The 16,066-nt window shown below is 63.9% G+C and carries 17 protein-coding genes; 7 read left to right on the top strand and 10 right to left on the bottom strand.

What is annotated here, in order from left to right:
- The first annotated feature begins 40 nt into the window (after nt 1–40).
- A complete protein-coding gene (gene putP, locus HOP53_RS00265) occupies nt 41–1,519 on the top strand; it encodes a sodium/proline symporter PutP (protein WP_234267998.1) in 1,479 nt (492 codons plus the stop codon).
- 72 nt (nt 1,520–1,591) lie between these two features.
- On the opposite strand, the gene HOP53_RS00260 is transcribed toward putP, so the two are convergent.
- Nucleotides 1,592–1,888 (bottom strand): hypothetical protein, encoded by a 297-nt coding sequence (locus HOP53_RS00260; RefSeq protein WP_234267996.1) that lies wholly within the window; start codon nt 1,886–1,888, stop codon nt 1,592–1,594.
- Between the two features lie 267 nt (nt 1,889–2,155).
- On the opposite strand from HOP53_RS00260, the gene HOP53_RS00255 reads away from it, so the two are divergent.
- Together HOP53_RS00255 and HOP53_RS00250 are read left to right on the top strand one after the other, a co-directional pair.
- Complete coding sequence (locus HOP53_RS00255) at nt 2,156–2,761, top strand: OmpW/AlkL family protein (protein WP_234267994.1); 606 nt, start codon at nt 2,156–2,158, stop codon at nt 2,759–2,761.
- Between the two features lie 206 nt (nt 2,762–2,967).
- Nucleotides 2,968–3,600: an OmpW/AlkL family protein gene (locus tag HOP53_RS00250; protein ID WP_234267992.1), complete on the top strand. Its 633-nt coding sequence runs from the start codon at nt 2,968–2,970 to the stop codon at nt 3,598–3,600.
- Nucleotides 3,601–3,652: 52 nt separating this feature from the next.
- On the opposite strand, the gene HOP53_RS00245 is transcribed toward HOP53_RS00250, so the two are convergent.
- Nucleotides 3,653–3,985, bottom strand: a complete 333-nt coding sequence (locus HOP53_RS00245; RefSeq protein WP_234267991.1) for a YqcC family protein — start codon at nt 3,983–3,985, stop codon at nt 3,653–3,655.
- Between the two features lie 254 nt (nt 3,986–4,239).
- Here HOP53_RS00245 and HOP53_RS00240 point away from each other — a divergent pair, with 254 nt between their 5' ends.
- The 4 genes from HOP53_RS00240 to HOP53_RS00225 all read left to right on the top strand — a co-directional run bounded on the left by HOP53_RS00240 (nt 4,240) and on the right by HOP53_RS00225 (nt 7,226).
- Nucleotides 4,240–5,271, top strand: a complete 1,032-nt coding sequence (locus HOP53_RS00240) for a DUF3549 family protein (RefSeq protein WP_234267990.1) — start codon at nt 4,240–4,242, stop codon at nt 5,269–5,271.
- A 25-nt stretch (nt 5,272–5,296) separates the two neighbouring features.
- Nucleotides 5,297–5,734, top strand: a complete 438-nt coding sequence (locus HOP53_RS00235) for an ATP-dependent zinc protease family protein (RefSeq protein ID WP_234267989.1) — start codon at nt 5,297–5,299, stop codon at nt 5,732–5,734.
- Between the two features lie 29 nt (nt 5,735–5,763).
- Nucleotides 5,764–6,672 carry a 30S ribosomal protein S6--L-glutamate ligase gene (gene rimK, locus HOP53_RS00230; RefSeq protein ID WP_234267984.1) on the top strand — a complete coding sequence of 303 codons (909 nt, stop codon included), beginning with the start codon at nt 5,764–5,766 and terminating at the stop codon, nt 6,670–6,672.
- 110 nt (nt 6,673–6,782) lie between these two features.
- Entirely contained in the window at nt 6,783–7,226 is a 444-nt protein-coding gene (locus tag HOP53_RS00225) for a hypothetical protein (protein WP_010627730.1), read from the top strand.
- Between the two features lie 13 nt (nt 7,227–7,239).
- Here HOP53_RS00225 and HOP53_RS00220 read toward each other — a convergent pair whose 3' ends face one another.
- The 8 genes from HOP53_RS00220 to HOP53_RS00185 all read right to left on the bottom strand — a co-directional run bounded on the left by HOP53_RS00220 (nt 7,240) and on the right by HOP53_RS00185 (nt 16,049).
- Nucleotides 7,240–7,962, bottom strand: a complete 723-nt coding sequence (locus HOP53_RS00220; protein WP_234267983.1) for a SanA/YdcF family protein — start codon at nt 7,960–7,962, stop codon at nt 7,240–7,242.
- A gap of 54 nt (nt 7,963–8,016) precedes the next feature.
- A complete protein-coding gene (gene sufT, locus HOP53_RS00215; RefSeq protein WP_010627728.1) occupies nt 8,017–8,589 on the bottom strand; it encodes a putative Fe-S cluster assembly protein SufT in 573 nt (190 codons plus the stop codon).
- A 2-nt stretch (nt 8,590–8,591) separates the two neighbouring features.
- Entirely contained in the window at nt 8,592–9,851 is a 1,260-nt protein-coding gene (locus tag HOP53_RS00210; protein WP_234267980.1) for an aminotransferase class V-fold PLP-dependent enzyme, read from the bottom strand.
- A gap of 14 nt (nt 9,852–9,865) precedes the next feature.
- The gene (gene sufD, locus HOP53_RS00205; RefSeq protein ID WP_234267979.1) at nt 9,866–11,236 is read right to left on the bottom strand and encodes a Fe-S cluster assembly protein SufD; all 1,371 of its coding nucleotides are present in this window, start codon (nt 11,234–11,236) and stop codon (nt 9,866–9,868) included.
- Nucleotides 11,233–11,985, bottom strand: a complete 753-nt coding sequence (gene sufC, locus HOP53_RS00200) for a Fe-S cluster assembly ATPase SufC (RefSeq protein ID WP_234267978.1) — start codon at nt 11,983–11,985, stop codon at nt 11,233–11,235. Before sufC ends, sufD begins: the two co-directional genes overlap by 4 nt.
- 203 nt (nt 11,986–12,188) lie before the next feature.
- On the bottom strand, nt 12,189–13,631 hold the full coding sequence (sufB, locus tag HOP53_RS00195; protein ID WP_234267977.1) for a Fe-S cluster assembly protein SufB: 1,443 nt from the start codon (nt 13,629–13,631) through the stop codon (nt 12,189–12,191).
- A 70-nt stretch (nt 13,632–13,701) separates the two neighbouring features.
- Complete coding sequence (locus HOP53_RS00190; RefSeq protein ID WP_086510746.1) at nt 13,702–14,166, bottom strand: SUF system Fe-S cluster assembly regulator; 465 nt, start codon at nt 14,164–14,166, stop codon at nt 13,702–13,704.
- Between the two features lie 164 nt (nt 14,167–14,330).
- Nucleotides 14,331–16,049 carry a putative bifunctional diguanylate cyclase/phosphodiesterase gene (locus HOP53_RS00185; RefSeq protein WP_234267976.1) on the bottom strand — a complete coding sequence of 573 codons (1,719 nt, stop codon included), beginning with the start codon at nt 16,047–16,049 and terminating at the stop codon, nt 14,331–14,333.
- Nucleotides 16,050–16,066 lie beyond the last annotated feature (17 nt).

The raw sequence follows: 16,066 nt of genomic DNA, 5'->3' as shown, positions 1-16,066 counted from the left end.
CACTCGTCATTGACCACAACAACATTTGAAGGAACCCCTCATGGTTCAGAACAACATGGCTATCGGATTCACCTTCGTGGTGTACCTCTTGTTGATGCTTGGCATCGGTATCGTCGCCTACAAGCGTACGACCAATCTTTCCGACTACATCCTTGGCGGGCGCTCGCTGGGGCCCTGGACCTCGGCGATTTCCGCCGGCGCCTCCGACATGTCGGGCTGGCTGCTGCTCGGCCTGCCGGGCGCGGCCTACGTGAGCGGTATCTCCGCCAGCTGGATCGCCGTGGGCCTGCTGGTCGGTACCTGGCTCAACTGGCTGATCGTGGCGCGCCGCCTGCGCCTCTACAGCTTCAAGGTCAGCGATGCCCTGACGCTGCCCGAATACTTCGCCAATCGCTTCCGCGACAAGTCGCAGCTGCTGCGGGTGATCTCGGCGATCTTCATTCTGCTGTTCTTCCTCTTCTATACCAGCTCCGGCCTGGTCGCCGGCGGACGGCTGTTCGAGACGGTGTTCGGCTACGACTACACGCTGGCCGTCACCATCGGCACCATCGCGGTGATCTCCTACACCTTCTTCGGCGGCTTCCTGGCGGTCTCCTGGACCGACCTGATCCAGGGTCTGATGATGGCGGCAGCTCTGGCCATCGTGCCGATCATCGCCTTCGGCGACCTGGGCGGTACCGCCGGCGCCGCCGCGGCACTCGCCGACGAGAGCGCCTATATGCTGGCCTGGTTCCGCGACGCCTCCACCGGCGAGGCGCTGACCTTCATCGGCATCGTCAGCTCGCTGGCCTGGGGCCTGGGCTATTTCGGCCAGCCGCACATCCTGGCGCGCTTTGCCGCCATTCGCAGCGACCGCGACATCCCCGCCGCACGCCGCATCGCCGTGACCTGGACCGCCATCGCCCTGATCAGCTCGGTGGCCGTAGGCCTGCTGGGTGTCGGCTTCGTGCAGCGTGACCTGGCCGACGGCGAGACCGTGTTCATGGTGATGGTCAATCTGATCTTCCACCCGGTGATCGCCGGCATCCTGCTCGCCGCCATCCTGGCCGCGATCATGTCCACCGCCGACTCGCAGCTGCTGGTCTCCTCCTCGGCGCTGACCGACGACTTCTACAAGGCGATCTTCCGCAAGGATGCCAGCCAGACCGAGCTGGTGTGGGTGGGACGCTTCGCCGTCATCGCCATCGCCATCGTCGCCTACCTGCTGGCGCTCAACCCCGATGCCACCGTGCTCGACCTGGTCGCCTACGCCTGGGCCGGCTTCGGTGCCGCCTTCGGCCCGGCGCTGATCATGTCGCTCTACTGGCGCCGCATGAACAAGTGGGGGGCTCTGGCCGGTATCGTGACCGGCGGCGTGACCGTGGTGGTCTGGGCCGAGCTGTCCGGCGGCATCTTCGATCTCTACGAAATCGTGCCGGGCGTGATCCTGGCCTACATCGCCATCGTGGTGGCGAGCCTGGCCACGGAAGAGCCCGACCTGCGTGTCACCGCCGACTTCGACACCTTCGAGGAAGCATGATCGGCAGGCAGTAGCTCACTGCAGACGAAAGCCGCCCTCGGGCGGCTTTCACGTTCTTGCTCGAGCAACCCCTCATGCCAGCCACAGCGCACGCACGATCACCAGCAGCATGAAGGCAGCCAGCGCCGCCAGACTGATCGGCGGGCTGGTGGCTCGGCGTTGCCAGTAGCGCCGCAGCTCCAGCCCCAACGGTTGCATGAATGCCGCTCCCAAGGACCATACGCCCAGCGCAATGGCGGGCAGCCTCAGCGCCATGGGCAGTCCGCTGATGAGTTCAGGCTGCACGAGCAACCACAGCGCAAGCGCCGCAGCCAACAGCATCGCGCCGAGATTGAGCCAGATGGGGGGATCCTGTACCTCGACTCGCATCGTCTGCCTCCTGCTTTTCCTATTCAAGGCTTAGCTGCAAGTGCTCTGTCTCGCCATGATGCAGCACAGCAATAATTGTACAACTCGCCTACCTTCGCCAGCATATGCGCGCTCGTAAAATTAGAGAGCCTTGGCATTACGACAATCAATCAAGCCAATCAGTGCCATAACAAATTTAAACAAGACTTTTAGAAACAGTGTTCGTATAGTTGGAGGCGTTCAACACTGCCGGGACTCCGGCTCGAGTGAAAACTGGAGGACGCTGTTATGAAACCGATTCGCTTGATTCCCGTAGTAGCTCTCGCTGCCGGCTGCACCTTCGCCAGCCAGGCAGCCCTGGCCTACAGCGCCGGCGACGCCTTTGTGCGTGGCGGCGTCGCTCAGTCGGACGTGCGCTCAGACAATGGAGAAGTGCTGGGGCAGGATGTAGATATCAGCACGGCACGGGGCTTCACCTTCGGCGCCGGCTACCTGTTCACCGACAACATCGGTATCGAGCTGAACAGCTCCGAGAAGTTCGAGCATGACGTCGCCCTGGGTGGCGCCGACCTCGGCACTATCGACCGCATGCCGGTGAACCTGCTGGTCAACTACTACCCGCTGGGCGGCTTCGACTCCCGAGTGCAGCCCTACGTGGGCGCTGGCCTCAACTACACCCGCTTCTCCGGCGAGCCCGAGGGCATCGATGCCCGTCGCTCCTACGGCGCCGTAGGCCAGGTGGGGATCGATCTGGCCATCACCGACAACTTCATGCTCAACGGCTTTGCCAACTATGCCGATGTCGATGCGCGCCTCTCCTCCGACGGCGATGCCATCGGCACCGCTAAAGTGGACCCGATGACCATCGGCGGCGGCGTAACCTTCCGCTTCTGAGCAAGGCAACGCAGTACCACGAACGCCGGGCCCCTTGGCCCGGCGTTCTTGTTGGTCACCAATTCTTAAGAAGCATTATAAATGCCTATTTTTGTTTCAATCGCAACCATTGCCCTGGATCAAGAATCGACCCGCAGCCGCTGAGTAGACTTCCTTCATTGAACGGCAGCTTCACAACTGCCCCTTTGAAACGACAGGAGTCGACCATGCGCATGCACGTCCTTCCCACGCTCGTCACTACCGGCCTCGTCGCTACCGCACTGCTGGCCAGCAGCCAGGCACTCGCCTACAACCAGGGCGATTTCATCACCCGCGTGGGCGTTGCCCATGTCGACCCCAAGAGCGACAACGGCAGCCTGGCGGGCGACACCATCGACGTCGACGTTCGCAGCGACACCAACCTGGGCTTCACCTTGGGCTACCTGTTCCACGACAACTTCGGCGTCGAGCTGCTGGCGGCGCTGCCGTTCAAGCACGATATCCGACTGGCTGACGGCGCCCTGCCCACGGCTTCCACCAAGCATCTGCCGCCGACGTTGACCGTGCAGTATTACCCGCTGGGCGGTACCGGCTCGCAGCTCCAGCCCTATGCCGGCATCGGCCTCAACTACACGCATTTCTTCAGCGAGAAGAGCGAGCTCGGCAATCTGGAACTCGACAGCTCCTGGGGTCTGGCAGGCCAGCTGGGACTCGACGTGCGCCTGCACGACAACTGGGGCCTCAACGCTGCGGCCTGGTACATCGACATCGATACCGACGTCAGCCTGGACGGCAACGACCTGGGCAAGGTCAGCATCGACCCCTGGGTCTTCATGGCCGGCATCAGCTACCGCTTCTAAGGGTACGCTCACGCAACGGGCCCGCCGGTTGGCGGGCCCGTTGCGTTTCGGCTCAATTCTCCGTGACCAACCGGTCGATCTCTTCCACCGCCTTGCACAGCAGCAGGCGGTCGTTGGCGCGCGCTCCCTGCTGCGTCAGGTAGGTCTCCAGCACCGGCGCTACATCGCACTTCTCCGGCATCGGTGCTTCCGCTTCGATCAGTGCATCGAGTCTGGCGATGAACACGAAGCGCAGCCACTGCGGCAGGTCCATGGTGTCGATGCAGAAGGGTTGCTGGCTCTCGTACGCCTCGGGCGTCGGAGCACTCATGCGCCACATATTGGTGGCTTTCATCGTGGCTTCGAGGCGGCGCAAGGCCACATCGAGCTCATCGTGGACCGTCATGTCGAAATACCTGGAACGAATGTACCTTCATTATATCCCGCCGGCCCCACCTTATGGCCAGGACCCCGGCGGACTGTTCACAGATTCGCTGCAAGAGGCTGTGGATAAGCTTTGGAAAGGAAGCTGCATAGCAGAGAAACCGGGGGGCCGCCAGGCCTGGTCATAAATTGACCAACGCCCTTGCCATCTGCTCGGAGAGTGGCTGACAACTGACCGGTCTCCACGGTAGAGTGCACGCTCAAAAGGGAGCCGATATGCAGCCGATTCATTCGCTTCACGATTTTTTCCTCCGCACCGGGGCCGATGTCCATCTCTATCACATGGGGCGCCGGGTCGAACCGTGCTCCATGGCGACCCTGGCAAGCCTGGAGGACGATGGAGCCGCCTGGCCGCTGCCCTGGCAGGGTCAGGCGCGCCTGGGCATCGTCTTTCGTCTAGGCGACCTTGCCGATCCGCTGATCTGGTTTCTGGCGCTGCCGCTGGACGAGCAAGGGCAACTGGTAGCGGCACCGCGGGATGCCTTCCTGCAGCGCCTGCTGGTCACCCTGGGGCGCAACGTGGAGCGCGCCGGTCGTGAGCCCGAACAGCAGGGGCAAATCGACAACCTGATGCACGACAATCCGCTGGCCTTCACCCCTTCGCTGCCCTTTCAGGCCATGCTGCATGCACGTGCCACCTACGATCTCGACAAGCCGGCGAGCCCCCACCTGGAGCCGGTGGAAGCCTATCTCAGCGGCCAACAGCCGGTAGATTGGCAGTTTCTCGGTTTGCAGGGACTGGCCGACTTCGTCGTCCGCCTGGACAGCGAATCGACCCAGGCGTTGATCGATTCGCTGCCGCAGTTGCCCAATGAGGTACTGGTGTCGCTGTGCTATTGCCTCGAACACGTGGCCATTGCCGATGAGCTTGCCACCGCGCTGCAACACCGGGGCGAGCAGGCCGCGCAAGCCGGCGATGTGGAAACCCTGTGCGCCTGCGTGCGCGCCGTGGGTGGCGCGAGCCCGGCGCTGGCCGGTGCCTGGTACGACGCCCTGCTGGACGACCCCGCGGCCTGCGGCCCGGACCTGCTGGCCGCCATTGCCGCACGGGGCTGGAACCACCTGGAACACGGCGAGCGGCTGCCACGTTTCCTCGAGCGGCTGGCGCAGCAGCCAGGCGCCGACTTCGCCTCTGCCGCGCGCGACCTGGCACTGATTCCCCGTCTGCGCCTGCCCGTGCTGATGGTGCTGCGCGAATCGCAGCGGGAAACCCCCATCGGCCAGCGTCTGGCCGAGCTGGGCCATTGAGTATGGATAGCGGAACATAAATGTCATGAAGGAACTGCCCTATACTCCGAAGGCCGTCATCGGCCGCCTCGAGATGGCGACCCTGCCGACCATCGGCATGACGGTTTGCGCCAAGATCGATACCGGTGCCTATACCTCGGCGCTGCATGCGGAAGATATCGAAATCTTCGAGGAAGAAGGCCATCTCTGGGTCAGCTTCACGACGCGCAGCGGTGGGCTGGAGTCGCCACCGCACCCGCACCGTACCCACCTACACGATCGCCGGCGGGTGACGAGTTCAAACGGTCACAAGGAGTGGCGCTACGTGATTCGTACGCCGATGCAGCTTGGCGAGCTCGAAATGATGGTGGAACTTACCCTGACCGATCGCAGTGACATGCGCTACCCCATGCTGCTGGGCCGACGTGCCCTGCGCCGACTGCTGGTGGCACCAGGTGTCACCTTCATGCACGGCGAACCCTGACCCACTCGGCCATACGCCCGGAGCCCAAGATGCACATCGCGCTGCTGTCACGCAATCGCAATCTCTACTCCACGCGACGCCTTGTGGAGGCCGCCGAACAGCGCGGCCACAAGGTGCGGGTGATCGATACCTTGCGCTGCTACATGAGCATTGCCGCGCACCATCCTTCGATCCACTACAAGGGGGCGGAGATCGAGCGTTTCGATGCGGTGATCCCGCGTATCGGGGCGTCTGTGACTTTTTACGGATGTGCCGTGCTGCGCCAATTCGAGATGATGGGGACCTACGTTCTCAACGACTCGGTCGCCATCACGCGCTCGCGGGACAAGCTGCGCTCGCTTCAGCTGCTTTCGCGCAAGGGCCTGGGTTTGCCGATCACCGGCTTCGCCCACTCGCCGGACGACATTCCCGACCTGATCACCATGGTCAAAGGGGCGCCGCTGGTCATCAAGCTGCTGGAGGGCACCCAGGGCATCGGCGTGGTGTTGGCCGAGACCAACCAGGCTGCCGAGTCGGTGATCCAGGCCTTCATGGGCATGAAGGCCAACATCATGGTGCAGGAGTACATCAAGGAGGCCCGCGGCGCCGACATCCGTTGCTTCGTCATCGGCGACAAGGTGGTCGCCTCGATGAAGCGCCAGGCGGCCGAAGGCGAATTCCGCTCCAACCTGCATCGCGGCGGCACGGCCAGCCTGATTCGCATCACCCCGGAGGAGCGCTCCACCGCCATCCGTGCAGCCAAGGCCATGGGCCTGAGGGTCGCCGGCGTCGATCTGCTCCGCGCTCACCATGGCCCGGTGATCATGGAGGTCAACTCCTCGCCGGGGCTGCAGGGAATCGAGACGGCTACAGGCAAGGACATCGCCGGGCTGATCATCGAGCACATCGAGAAGAATGCCAGCGCCTCGCGCAAGGCACCGCCCAAGCCCAAAGGGTAATTGCGAGAAAAGCGCCTGTTTTTGTAGAAAGGCTACTTATTTCGCCTGCGGGGGTAGCAAAACAGTGTTTCCCCCGCCACAATCTGCGTCACCGGAGGAGGTGACCGCTCATGTTTCTCGACAATCGCCAAGTGGCGATGGACAGCGTATTGGAAGCGCTGGCCGACAGCATCGACTATTTCCAGGACAATCTCGAGCGCCTGCGCCCTTCCCTGCGTGAAACGCTCAAGCCGCATTACGAGGCCCGCGCCAAGGCTCTGCAGAAGCTCCGTGAGCTGGCCAGACGGCACCTCAAGCTGCTCCCGCGCGATGCCGATGTCGAGCGCGATGACTACATGTGGCTGTGGAGCCGCCTGAAGAGCTTCGTCGGCAACGAGAGCCAGGTCGTCATCGGTGAGCTGCTCGAGCAAGAGCGCGTGCTGATGCAGGCCCTGGCGACGCTTTATACCCACCCCCTACCGAATCCCCTCGAGCCGGTCGTGGAGCAGTGCTGGAAGGAGTGCCGGGCGCTGATCCGCGAACTCTACCGGCTGCAGAAAGAGCGTCGCCGCTGATCCCAGAGGGCCGCTACTCGAAATCGAAGTCCAGATCGGGCTCGAGATCCAGCAGTTGGCGCCAGGTCGGCGGGACGATCTGCAGCGGCTCCAGCGGCCCCAGGAAGTACGGCTCACGTCCCCATACGTACAGATCACCCACAGTGGCGGCACGCGCCATCCACTCCCTCGCCTGCAACCGCCAGAGCCCTGCCACCGGGCGTGAAGGCGCACTGCAGCCGCGCACTTCGAGCCCCAGCGCATCGGCAATGAACAGCGCCCGGGGCAGATGCCACGACTGGGTGACGAGCAGTGCCTGCTCGACGCCGAACACGTCACGCGCCCGCGCCAGGGTATCGAAAGTGCTGAACCCGGCGTAATCGAGGGTCATGTCCTCGTCGCGCACGTACTGTCGGCGCAGGTCGCGCCACATGCTGATCGGTTCATTGTACTGGCGGGTACGGTTGTCGCCGGAGAGCAGCAGATGCTCGACCCGGCCCAGCCGCAGCAGCCGGGCAGCGGCGTTCATGCGCGCATCGAAATGCGGATTGCGCACGCCGCTACGGGTCCAGCTCGAGGTGCCGAAGACGATGCCGACACGCTCCGGGCCGCACAGCGGCAGCTCATGCTCGATGCGCGAGTGGGTCTTGCCCAACACCCAGAGGTTGGCAGAGACGAACAGCAGCGCTGCCAGCAGCAGCACGGCGCCGAGCGTCATCAGAAGGAGCTTGAAGGTTTTCCACAGCAGCGCCTGCATTCACCGTCACCGGTCGAGGAGATAGAGGCCCTCGTCAATAGCGAGGGCCAGCCGCTAGAACATGCCGAGTTCCAGCTTGGCCTCATCGCTCATCATCTCACGGCTCCAGGGCGGATCGAAGACGATTTCCGTATGCACCCGGCTGATTTGCGGGGCACCGAGGATCTTGTTGCGCGCATCGGCTGCAATCACGTCGCCCATGCCGCAGCCGGGTGCGGTCAGGGTCATGCGAATGGTGACGATGCGCTCGCCGCTGATCAGCCGTTCGATGCGGCAGCCGTAGACCAGCCCCAGATCGACGATGTTGACGGGAATCTCGGGGTCAAAACAGGTCCGCAGCTGATCCCAGACGAACTGCTCGATCTCCTCGTCGCCGGCATCCTCGGGCAGGGTCGGTCGCGGCAGCGGCTCGAGGCCCAGGGCATCGAGGTTGCTGCCTTCGATCAGATAGAGCCTGCCCTCGAAGCCGACGCTGACCGAGCTACCCTTGGCCTGCATGACCGTGACCTCGCTATCCTCGGGCAGCGAGATGGTCTTGCCGAAGGGAATCGAGATGACATCCACGTCGCGCTGCAGCGGCAGCTTCTGGCCTTTCTGCAGGCTGGCGATCTGTTCGATGCTGGTCATGCTCAGCGCACCATTCCGATGACACGCTCCAGGGCGTCGGCAAATACATCGACCTCCTCCAGCGTATTGTAGGCGGCAAACGAAGCCCGACAGGTCGCCGTCACGCCGAAGTGCGCCAGCAATGGCTGAGCACAGTGATTGCCGGTACGGATCGCCACCCCGAGCTGATCGATCAGCAGGGCGATGTCCTGGGAGTGCGCGCCGTCGACGACGAAGGAGAGCACGCCGGCCTTGTGCGGCGCGGTACCGAGAATGCGCAGCCCGTCGATGCGCGACACTGCTGCCGTGGCCCGCTCTAGCAGTCTTGCCTCCCAGGCGCCGATGGCATCGAGCCCCACATCGCGCACCCACTCCAGCGCCACGCCCAGGGCGATCACCTCGGCGATGGCCGGCGTGCCCGCCTCGAACTTATGCGGTACGTCAGCGAAGGTGGTCGGTACATCGAAGGAGACGCTCTTGATCATCTCGCCGCCGCCCTGCCAAGGTGGCATCGCCTCGAGCAGCGCCGCCTTGCCGTAGAGCGTCCCGGCCCCCGTGGGCCCGTAGACCTTATGCCCGGAAAAGGCGTAGAAGTCGGCATCGATGGCGCGCACGTCCACCGTCTGGTGCGGCGTGGCCTGAGCGCCGTCGACCAGGATCAGGGCACCGTGCTCATGGGCGATGGTCGCCATCTCGGCCACCGGATTGACGGTGCCGAAGGCGTTGGAAACGTGATTGACCGCCACCAGCCGGGTGCGCTCAGTGAAGAGCGCACGGTAGGCATCGAGGTCGAGCACGCCGCGCTCGTCCACCGGAATCACCTTGACCACGATGCCCAACTGAGTAGCTAGCAGCTGCCACGGAACTATGTTGGAGTGGTGCTCCAGCAGCGACACCAGCACCTCGTCGCCGGCCTTTAGGTTGGCCCGGCCCCAGCTGTTGGCCACCAGGTTGATCGCCTCGGTGGTACCGCGGGTGAAGACGATCTCGCGGCGGTCGGCGGCATTCAGAAAGCTGCGTACCGTCTCGCGGGTGGCTTCATAGGCCGCCGTCGCCTCGTCGGCCAGGGTATGCAGGCCCCGATGAATGTTGGCGTTGTAGCGGCTGTAGTAGTCGCGAAACGTCTCGATTACCGCCAGCGGCGTCTGGCTGGTGGCGGCATTGTCGAAGTAGATCAGCGGCCGGCCGTGCACCTGCCGTTCGAGGATCGGGAACTGGGCGCGAATCCCGGCCACGTCGAGGGCCGGAGTGTCGAGCTCGTGCTCGGTGGCCAGGTGATTCATCGCTCTCTCCTCGCTTACTCGTCGTGCAGGGCCACGGCGGCTTCCACCAGCCCGGCCAGGTTGAAACGCTCCGGCAGCTTGCCGGCTACTGCCAGCTCCACCCGCTCGGCGATAGCATCCAGATCGACCAGTTCCATCACCTCGCCGGCGAAGGCCAGGGTCAGCAGGCCACGGGCGGTCTGCTCGTCGATGCCGCGGGTGCGCAGCGCGTAGACTGCCTCTTCGTCGAGCTGCCCGGTGGTGGTGCCGTGGGAACACTTGACGTCGTCGGCGTAGATCTCCAGCTCGGGCTTGGCGTCGATCTCGGCGCGGTCGGAGAGCAGCAGGTTGGCGTTGCTCTGGAAACCCTCGATCTTCTGGCTGTCGCGCTTGACCACTACCTTGCCGTTGAACACGCCGCGGGCACGGTCGTCGAGGATGCCCTTGTAGTTCTCGTTGGAGAAGGTACGCGGGGCGTTGTGGTTGGCCAGGGTGTGGTTGTCGATGTGCTGACGCCCCTGACCGTAGAACAGCCCGTAGAAGTTGGCCTCGGCCCCCTCGCCGTTGAGCTCGCCGATCAGGTCGTTGCGTACCAGCCCGCCGCCCAGGTTAAGGTTGAACGAGGTGTAGCGGCTGTCGCGGTTCTGCTCGACGTGGATGCTGGCCACGTGCAGATCGGCCAGCGGTGCCTCCTGCAGCTTGTAGTGGGTCAGGATCGCCCCGCGGTCGAGCATCAGCTCGGCCACCAGATTGGTAAAGTTGGCCGCCTCGCTCTCGCCGACGTGATGCTCGATCAGCGTGGCCTGGCTGCGCGCGCCGGCTTCGACCAGGATGCGCGGATGGCTCATCACCGGCGCGGCGTTGGCCCGGGACAGGAATTGCAGCAGGATCGGCTTCTCCACCACGCTGCCCGGCGCCAGACGCACCACCGCGCCCTCCTCCATGAATGCGGTGTTGAGCGCCGAGAACGGCGAGAACTCGACGCCGGTCAGGCGCCCCAACGGGCCGCCCACCGCCTCGTGATTCTCGGCCAGCGCCTGGGAAAGCGGCAGCACCGCCACCCCGCTGGGCAGCTCACCCAGATCGGAGAGCGCCGCCGAGAACACGCCGTCGACAAAGGTCAGCCGGTGTGCCTCGATGGGCAGCGTGATCGCCGCGGCCGAGGTCGGCGAGAACTCGGCGCTGTCGCTCAGCACGAAATCGCCCCGGGCGATGGCGCGCACGTCGGTGTACTTCCACGCCTCGTCGCGACGAGTGGGAAAGCCAAGCGCCTCGAAGCGGGCCGCTCCGGCCTGACGCCGGGCGGCGATCCAGGTCGGCTCCGCCCCCTGGGCGGCGCGGCGCGCGGCGCTGCGCTCCTCGAGGCGCACGAGAAAAGTCGTCACTTCGCTGCTGACGTCACTCATGCGGCGGACTCCTCCACGACCCAATCGTAACCGCGGGATTCCAGCTCCTTGGCCAGCTCGGCATCACCACTCTTGGCGATGCGGCCGTCAACCAGCACGTGCACGCGGTCGGGTACGATGTAGTCGAGCAGACGCTGATAGTGGGTCACCAGCAGAATGGCGCGCTTCTCATCGCGCAGGGAGTTGACACCGTCAGCCACCACGCGCATGGCGTCGATGTCGAGGCCGGAGTCGATCTCATCGAGCATGGCCAGCTTGGGCTGCAGCACCAGCATCTGAAGGATCTCGTTGCGCTTCTTCTCGCCGCCGGAGAAGCCCTCGTTGACAGCGCGCTGCAGGAAGCTGGCATCCATCTTCATCTGCGCCAGCTTCTCCTTGACCAGCTTCATGAACTCTGGCGCCGGGACCTCGCCCTCGCCGCGAGCTTCGCGCTGGGCGTTGAGCGCCGCCTTGAGCAGGTAGATGTTCTTCACGCCGGGGATCTCCACCGGGTACTGGAAGCCCAGCAGCAGGCCCGCCTGGGCGCGCTCCTCGACCTCCATCTCCAGCACGTCCCGGCCCTCGAAGGTGATCGAGCCCTGGGTCACCTCATAGCCGTCCTTGCCCGCGATCACCGCCGAGAGGGTCGACTTGCCGGCCCCGTTGGGGCCCATGATGGCATGCACTTCTCCGGCGTTGATGGTCAGGGTGAGGCCCTTGAGGATGTTCTTGCCTTCCACCTTGACGTGCAGATCCTTGACTTCGAGCATCATGAGTACCTTTTCGATTCTGGCGAGCCGCCAACGCGACCCGAAAAAATTGATTTCCACCAGCCCAGCGAAACGAGCGAGCGACGTCTGGACAAGGCGAGCGCGGAAGAGAGAAGCGGAGTTTACGACTGTAAATGAGCATTCTCGAATCCGCGCTCAACGCCGTACAGGCGTCGCGCAGCCGTTTCCTTAGCCAAAGCGCTTCAACCGACGGCGCCTTCCAGGGTGACGTTCAGGAGCGCCTCGGCCTCGACGGCGAACTCCATCGGCAGCTCCTGGAACACGTCCTTGCAGAAGCCGTTGACGATCATGCTCACCGCATCCTCCTCGGAGATACCGCGGCTCTGACAGTAGAACAGCTGGTCCTCGCCGATCTTCGAGGTGGTCGCCTCGTGCTCGATGGTCGCGGTGCTGTTGCCGATCTCCTGATAGGGGAAGGTATGCGCCCCGCACTGGTCGCCGATCAGCAGCGAGTCGCACTGGGTGAAGTTGCGCGCCCCCTTGGCCCGCGGCCCGATCTTGACCAACCCGCGGTAGGACTGGTTGCTGCGCCCGGCGGAGATGCCCTTGGAAACGATGTAGGAGCGCGTGCCCTCGCCGATATGGATCATCTTGGTGCCGGTATCGGCCTGCTGACGACCGTTGGTCACCGCCACAGAGTAGAACTCGCCGATGCTGTCCTTGCCGCGCAGCACGCAGGAGGGGTACTTCCAGGTGATGGCGGAGCCGGTCTCGACCTGAGTCCAGCTGATGCGCGAACGGTCGCCGCGGCAGTCGCCGCGCTTGGTGACGAAATTGTAGATACCGCCTTTGCCGTCCTCGTCGCCGGGGTACCAGTTCTGCACCGTGGAGTACTTGATGTAGGCGTCGTCCAGCGCCACCAGCTCGACCACGGCCGCATGAAGCTGGTTCTCGTCACGCATCGGCGCGGTACAGCCCTCCAGGTACGAGACCTGGGCGCCCTCTTCGCAGATGATCAAGGTGCGCTCGAACTGGCCGGTGTTGGCGGCGTTGATGCGGAAATAGGTGGAGAGCTCCATGGGGCAGGTCACGCCCTTGGGCACGAACACGAAGGAGCCGTCGGTGAACACCGCCGAGTTGAGCGCGGCGAAGTAGTTGTCAGCTACCGGCACCACCGTGCCCAGGTACTGCTTGATCAGCTCCGGGTAATCGCGGATCGCCTCGGAGATGGAGCAGAAGATCACCCCCGCCTCGTGCAGCTTCTCCTTGAAGGTGGTGGTCACCGACACGGAGTCGAACACCGCATCCACCGCCACGCCGGCCAGGGCGGCCCGCTCGTGCAGCGGAATGCCCAGCTTCTCATAGGTCTCGAGCAGCTTGGGGTCGACCTCGTCGAGGCTCTGCGGACGATCCTCGGGGCGCTTGGGCGCGCTGTAGTAGGAGATCGCCTGGTAATCGATGGGCGGATAGTCCAGATGCGCCCAGGAAGGCTCCTTCATCTTGAGCCACTGATGGTAGGCCTTGAGACGCCACTCGAGCATCCACTCGGGCTCACCCTTCTTGTTGGAAATGAAGGCGATCACGCTCTCGTCGAGCCCCGGCGGTACCGTCTCGCTCTCGATGTCCGTCACGAATCCCTCTTTGTATTCGCGACGGACCAGCTGTTCCATTTCCTGACTTGCCATGGTCTCTCCCCTCCCGGGCGGTTGGGCCGGCGAGCGTACTCGCCTCGGGTAATGTATCCGGTTCGCTGGCTCAGGCCGTATCCGCGGCCAGGCTCACGCTCTGTATGGGTAGCTGCACAGGCAGCTTGATCGGTGCGCTGTCGGCCAGATGGGCCAGGGTCACGCTGTCGAGCAGGGTGCGCACGGCCAGCGACACGCGCTGCCAGTTGTCCGACACGCCGCAGGTGGCGAGAAGGTCGCAATCGCCCTCGGCGTGACTGCATTCGGTCATCGCCACCGGTCCCTCGATGGCGGTGATGATGTCGATGGCGGTGATGCGTGACGCCGGACGCGCCAGGGAGTAGCCGCCCTGGGCACCGCGGCGCGACTCCAGCAGCCCCGCCTTGACCAGCATCTTCAGGGTCTTGCTGACCGTGGGATGCGGCAACTGCACGGTCTCGGCCAGCTCCGTCGCCGCATGGGGCTGCTCGGGATGCCGGGCGATCTGCGCCAGGATCACGGCGGCGTAATCGGTCAGCCGGGAAAGCTTCAGCATGCCTGACTCCTGGGTCTCACGATGCGAAGTAGTGCCATCGCTCCATTTGGGACCATTTTAGTCCTGTATGGATTCGATGTGAAGTCCCACGAAAGAAAAGGGCCTTGCAAGCAGTGAGATACCGGCACGTTCGGCGCCAATGCCATCATTAAATAGAATCATTCCTATTTGAGACGACTGTCGGCTGATGCCGGAAGAGAACTTCTGAGGGAAGACCGTTCGCGCTCACGATGCCAGGTCAGCACCTCCTCCGCGGGAAGCGCCTTGGCATAGAGAAAGCCCTGGGCCTGGTCACAGCCCATCTCCTGCAGCAGCCGGTGCTGCTCCTGGGTCTCGACGCCTTCTGCGGTTACCTCAAGATCGAGCGCATGCCCCACATCGATCAGACAGGCCATCAGCTTGCGCGCCCGCCGATCGTGCTCCAGGCCCTCGACGAAGGCACGATCGATCTTGAGTCCCGTGAGAGGCAGGTGACGCAGGTACTCGAAGGAGGAAAAGCCGGTACCGAAGTCGTCGATGCTGACCCGGATCCCGCAGCTGCGAATACGCTCCAAGGCCCGCTTGGCGGCAAAGAGATCATGCACCAGCGCGCTCTCGGTGATCTCCACTTCCAGCCGCGACGGCTCCATGCCTGACTGCCGGACATGCTCGCCCAGCTCTTCCAGTAGCGCATCGTCCATCAGGTTGCGCACCGAGAAATTGATGCTGACACGCTGCTCATGACGCATGGCGAAACGGCATGCCTCAGTGGCCACGAAGCGGGTGACCGGTGCGATCAAGGTAGTGTTTTCCACCTTCGGCATGAACATCCCGGGGGGAATCAGGTTGCCCTGCTCGTCACGCCAGCGAATGAGCCCTTCGAAGCCCGTCACCTCACCGTCGGCAAGACCCAGCTTGGGCTGATAGTGCAGCTCGAACTCCCCTTTGGCCAAGCTGCGGCGCACCCGTGCAATCAACCTGACGTTCTGTACACCGCGGCGAGCGAAGACAGGCTGGAAGTGGCAATAGGAGCGCTGCTTCTCCGTAGCGGCCAGCATGGCGATACGCGCCTCGCGCACCAGGCTGCCAGGCGTATCATCGGGCGACTTCTGCAGCGCGCTGCCCAGCACCAGTTGAACCCGCAAGGGAACCCCGAGGGCCACCAGATTGTCCTCCCCCAGTTCCACCACGCGGGCGGCGATCCGGTTGAGCTCATCGAGCCCGACTGGCCACAGCAGCAGGACCAACTCGGCTCCACTCACCCGATAACATCCCAGCAGGTTGGGCCCTAACTGAACAAGGCGCCGATCGATGGCCAGTATCAGGTCATCGCAGGCGTCTGCTCCCAGCGCCTCCATGATCTCGGTAATGTCCTCGATACGCACCAGGATCACTCCCGCGCTGCGTCCATCCAGCCGCGGCGGGGCCTTCAGCGGGCGTGACAGGTCCTCCTCCAGAGCGATCTCGTTGGGCAGACCTGCGCGCGGATCGGTTCGCGAGGCCAGCTTGAGCTTGAGATGGCTCTGCCTGAGCCGCTCGAACAGGCCCCCGGCAAAGGCACCGATGGCCAGGTAAAGACACAGACGGATTATCCAGTTGAGGGTGGCCTGGGCCTCCCCGGTGGCCACCGTCAGCGGCATCGCCGCCATCAGCAGACCGGCCGACAGCGCGACGAGCAGCGAACCGCGCCAGGTATACCAGGCACCTGCCAGCAATACCGGTATCAGCATCAGGTAGGGATAGGCATAGCGTGTCCCGCCAGTGGCATAGACGATCAAGGTACCCAGAGCCAGCAGAGCTACCAGGATCATTATCCGACTGGCCTGACGCACGGAGGGCGGCCATGACTGCCACCGCCTCTCCACGGCACGCCAGGCTCGCACAGCGCGGCTAATGGCTGTCATGACGACCTCCTAGCTAA

This window comes from Billgrantia ethanolica, from assembly GCF_021404305.1.
Classification (GTDB): Bacteria; Pseudomonadota; Gammaproteobacteria; order Pseudomonadales; family Halomonadaceae; genus Halomonas; species Halomonas ethanolica.
Note: the sequence above shows the minus strand (reverse complement) of the source record. Positions and strands in the feature narration are given on the sequence as shown.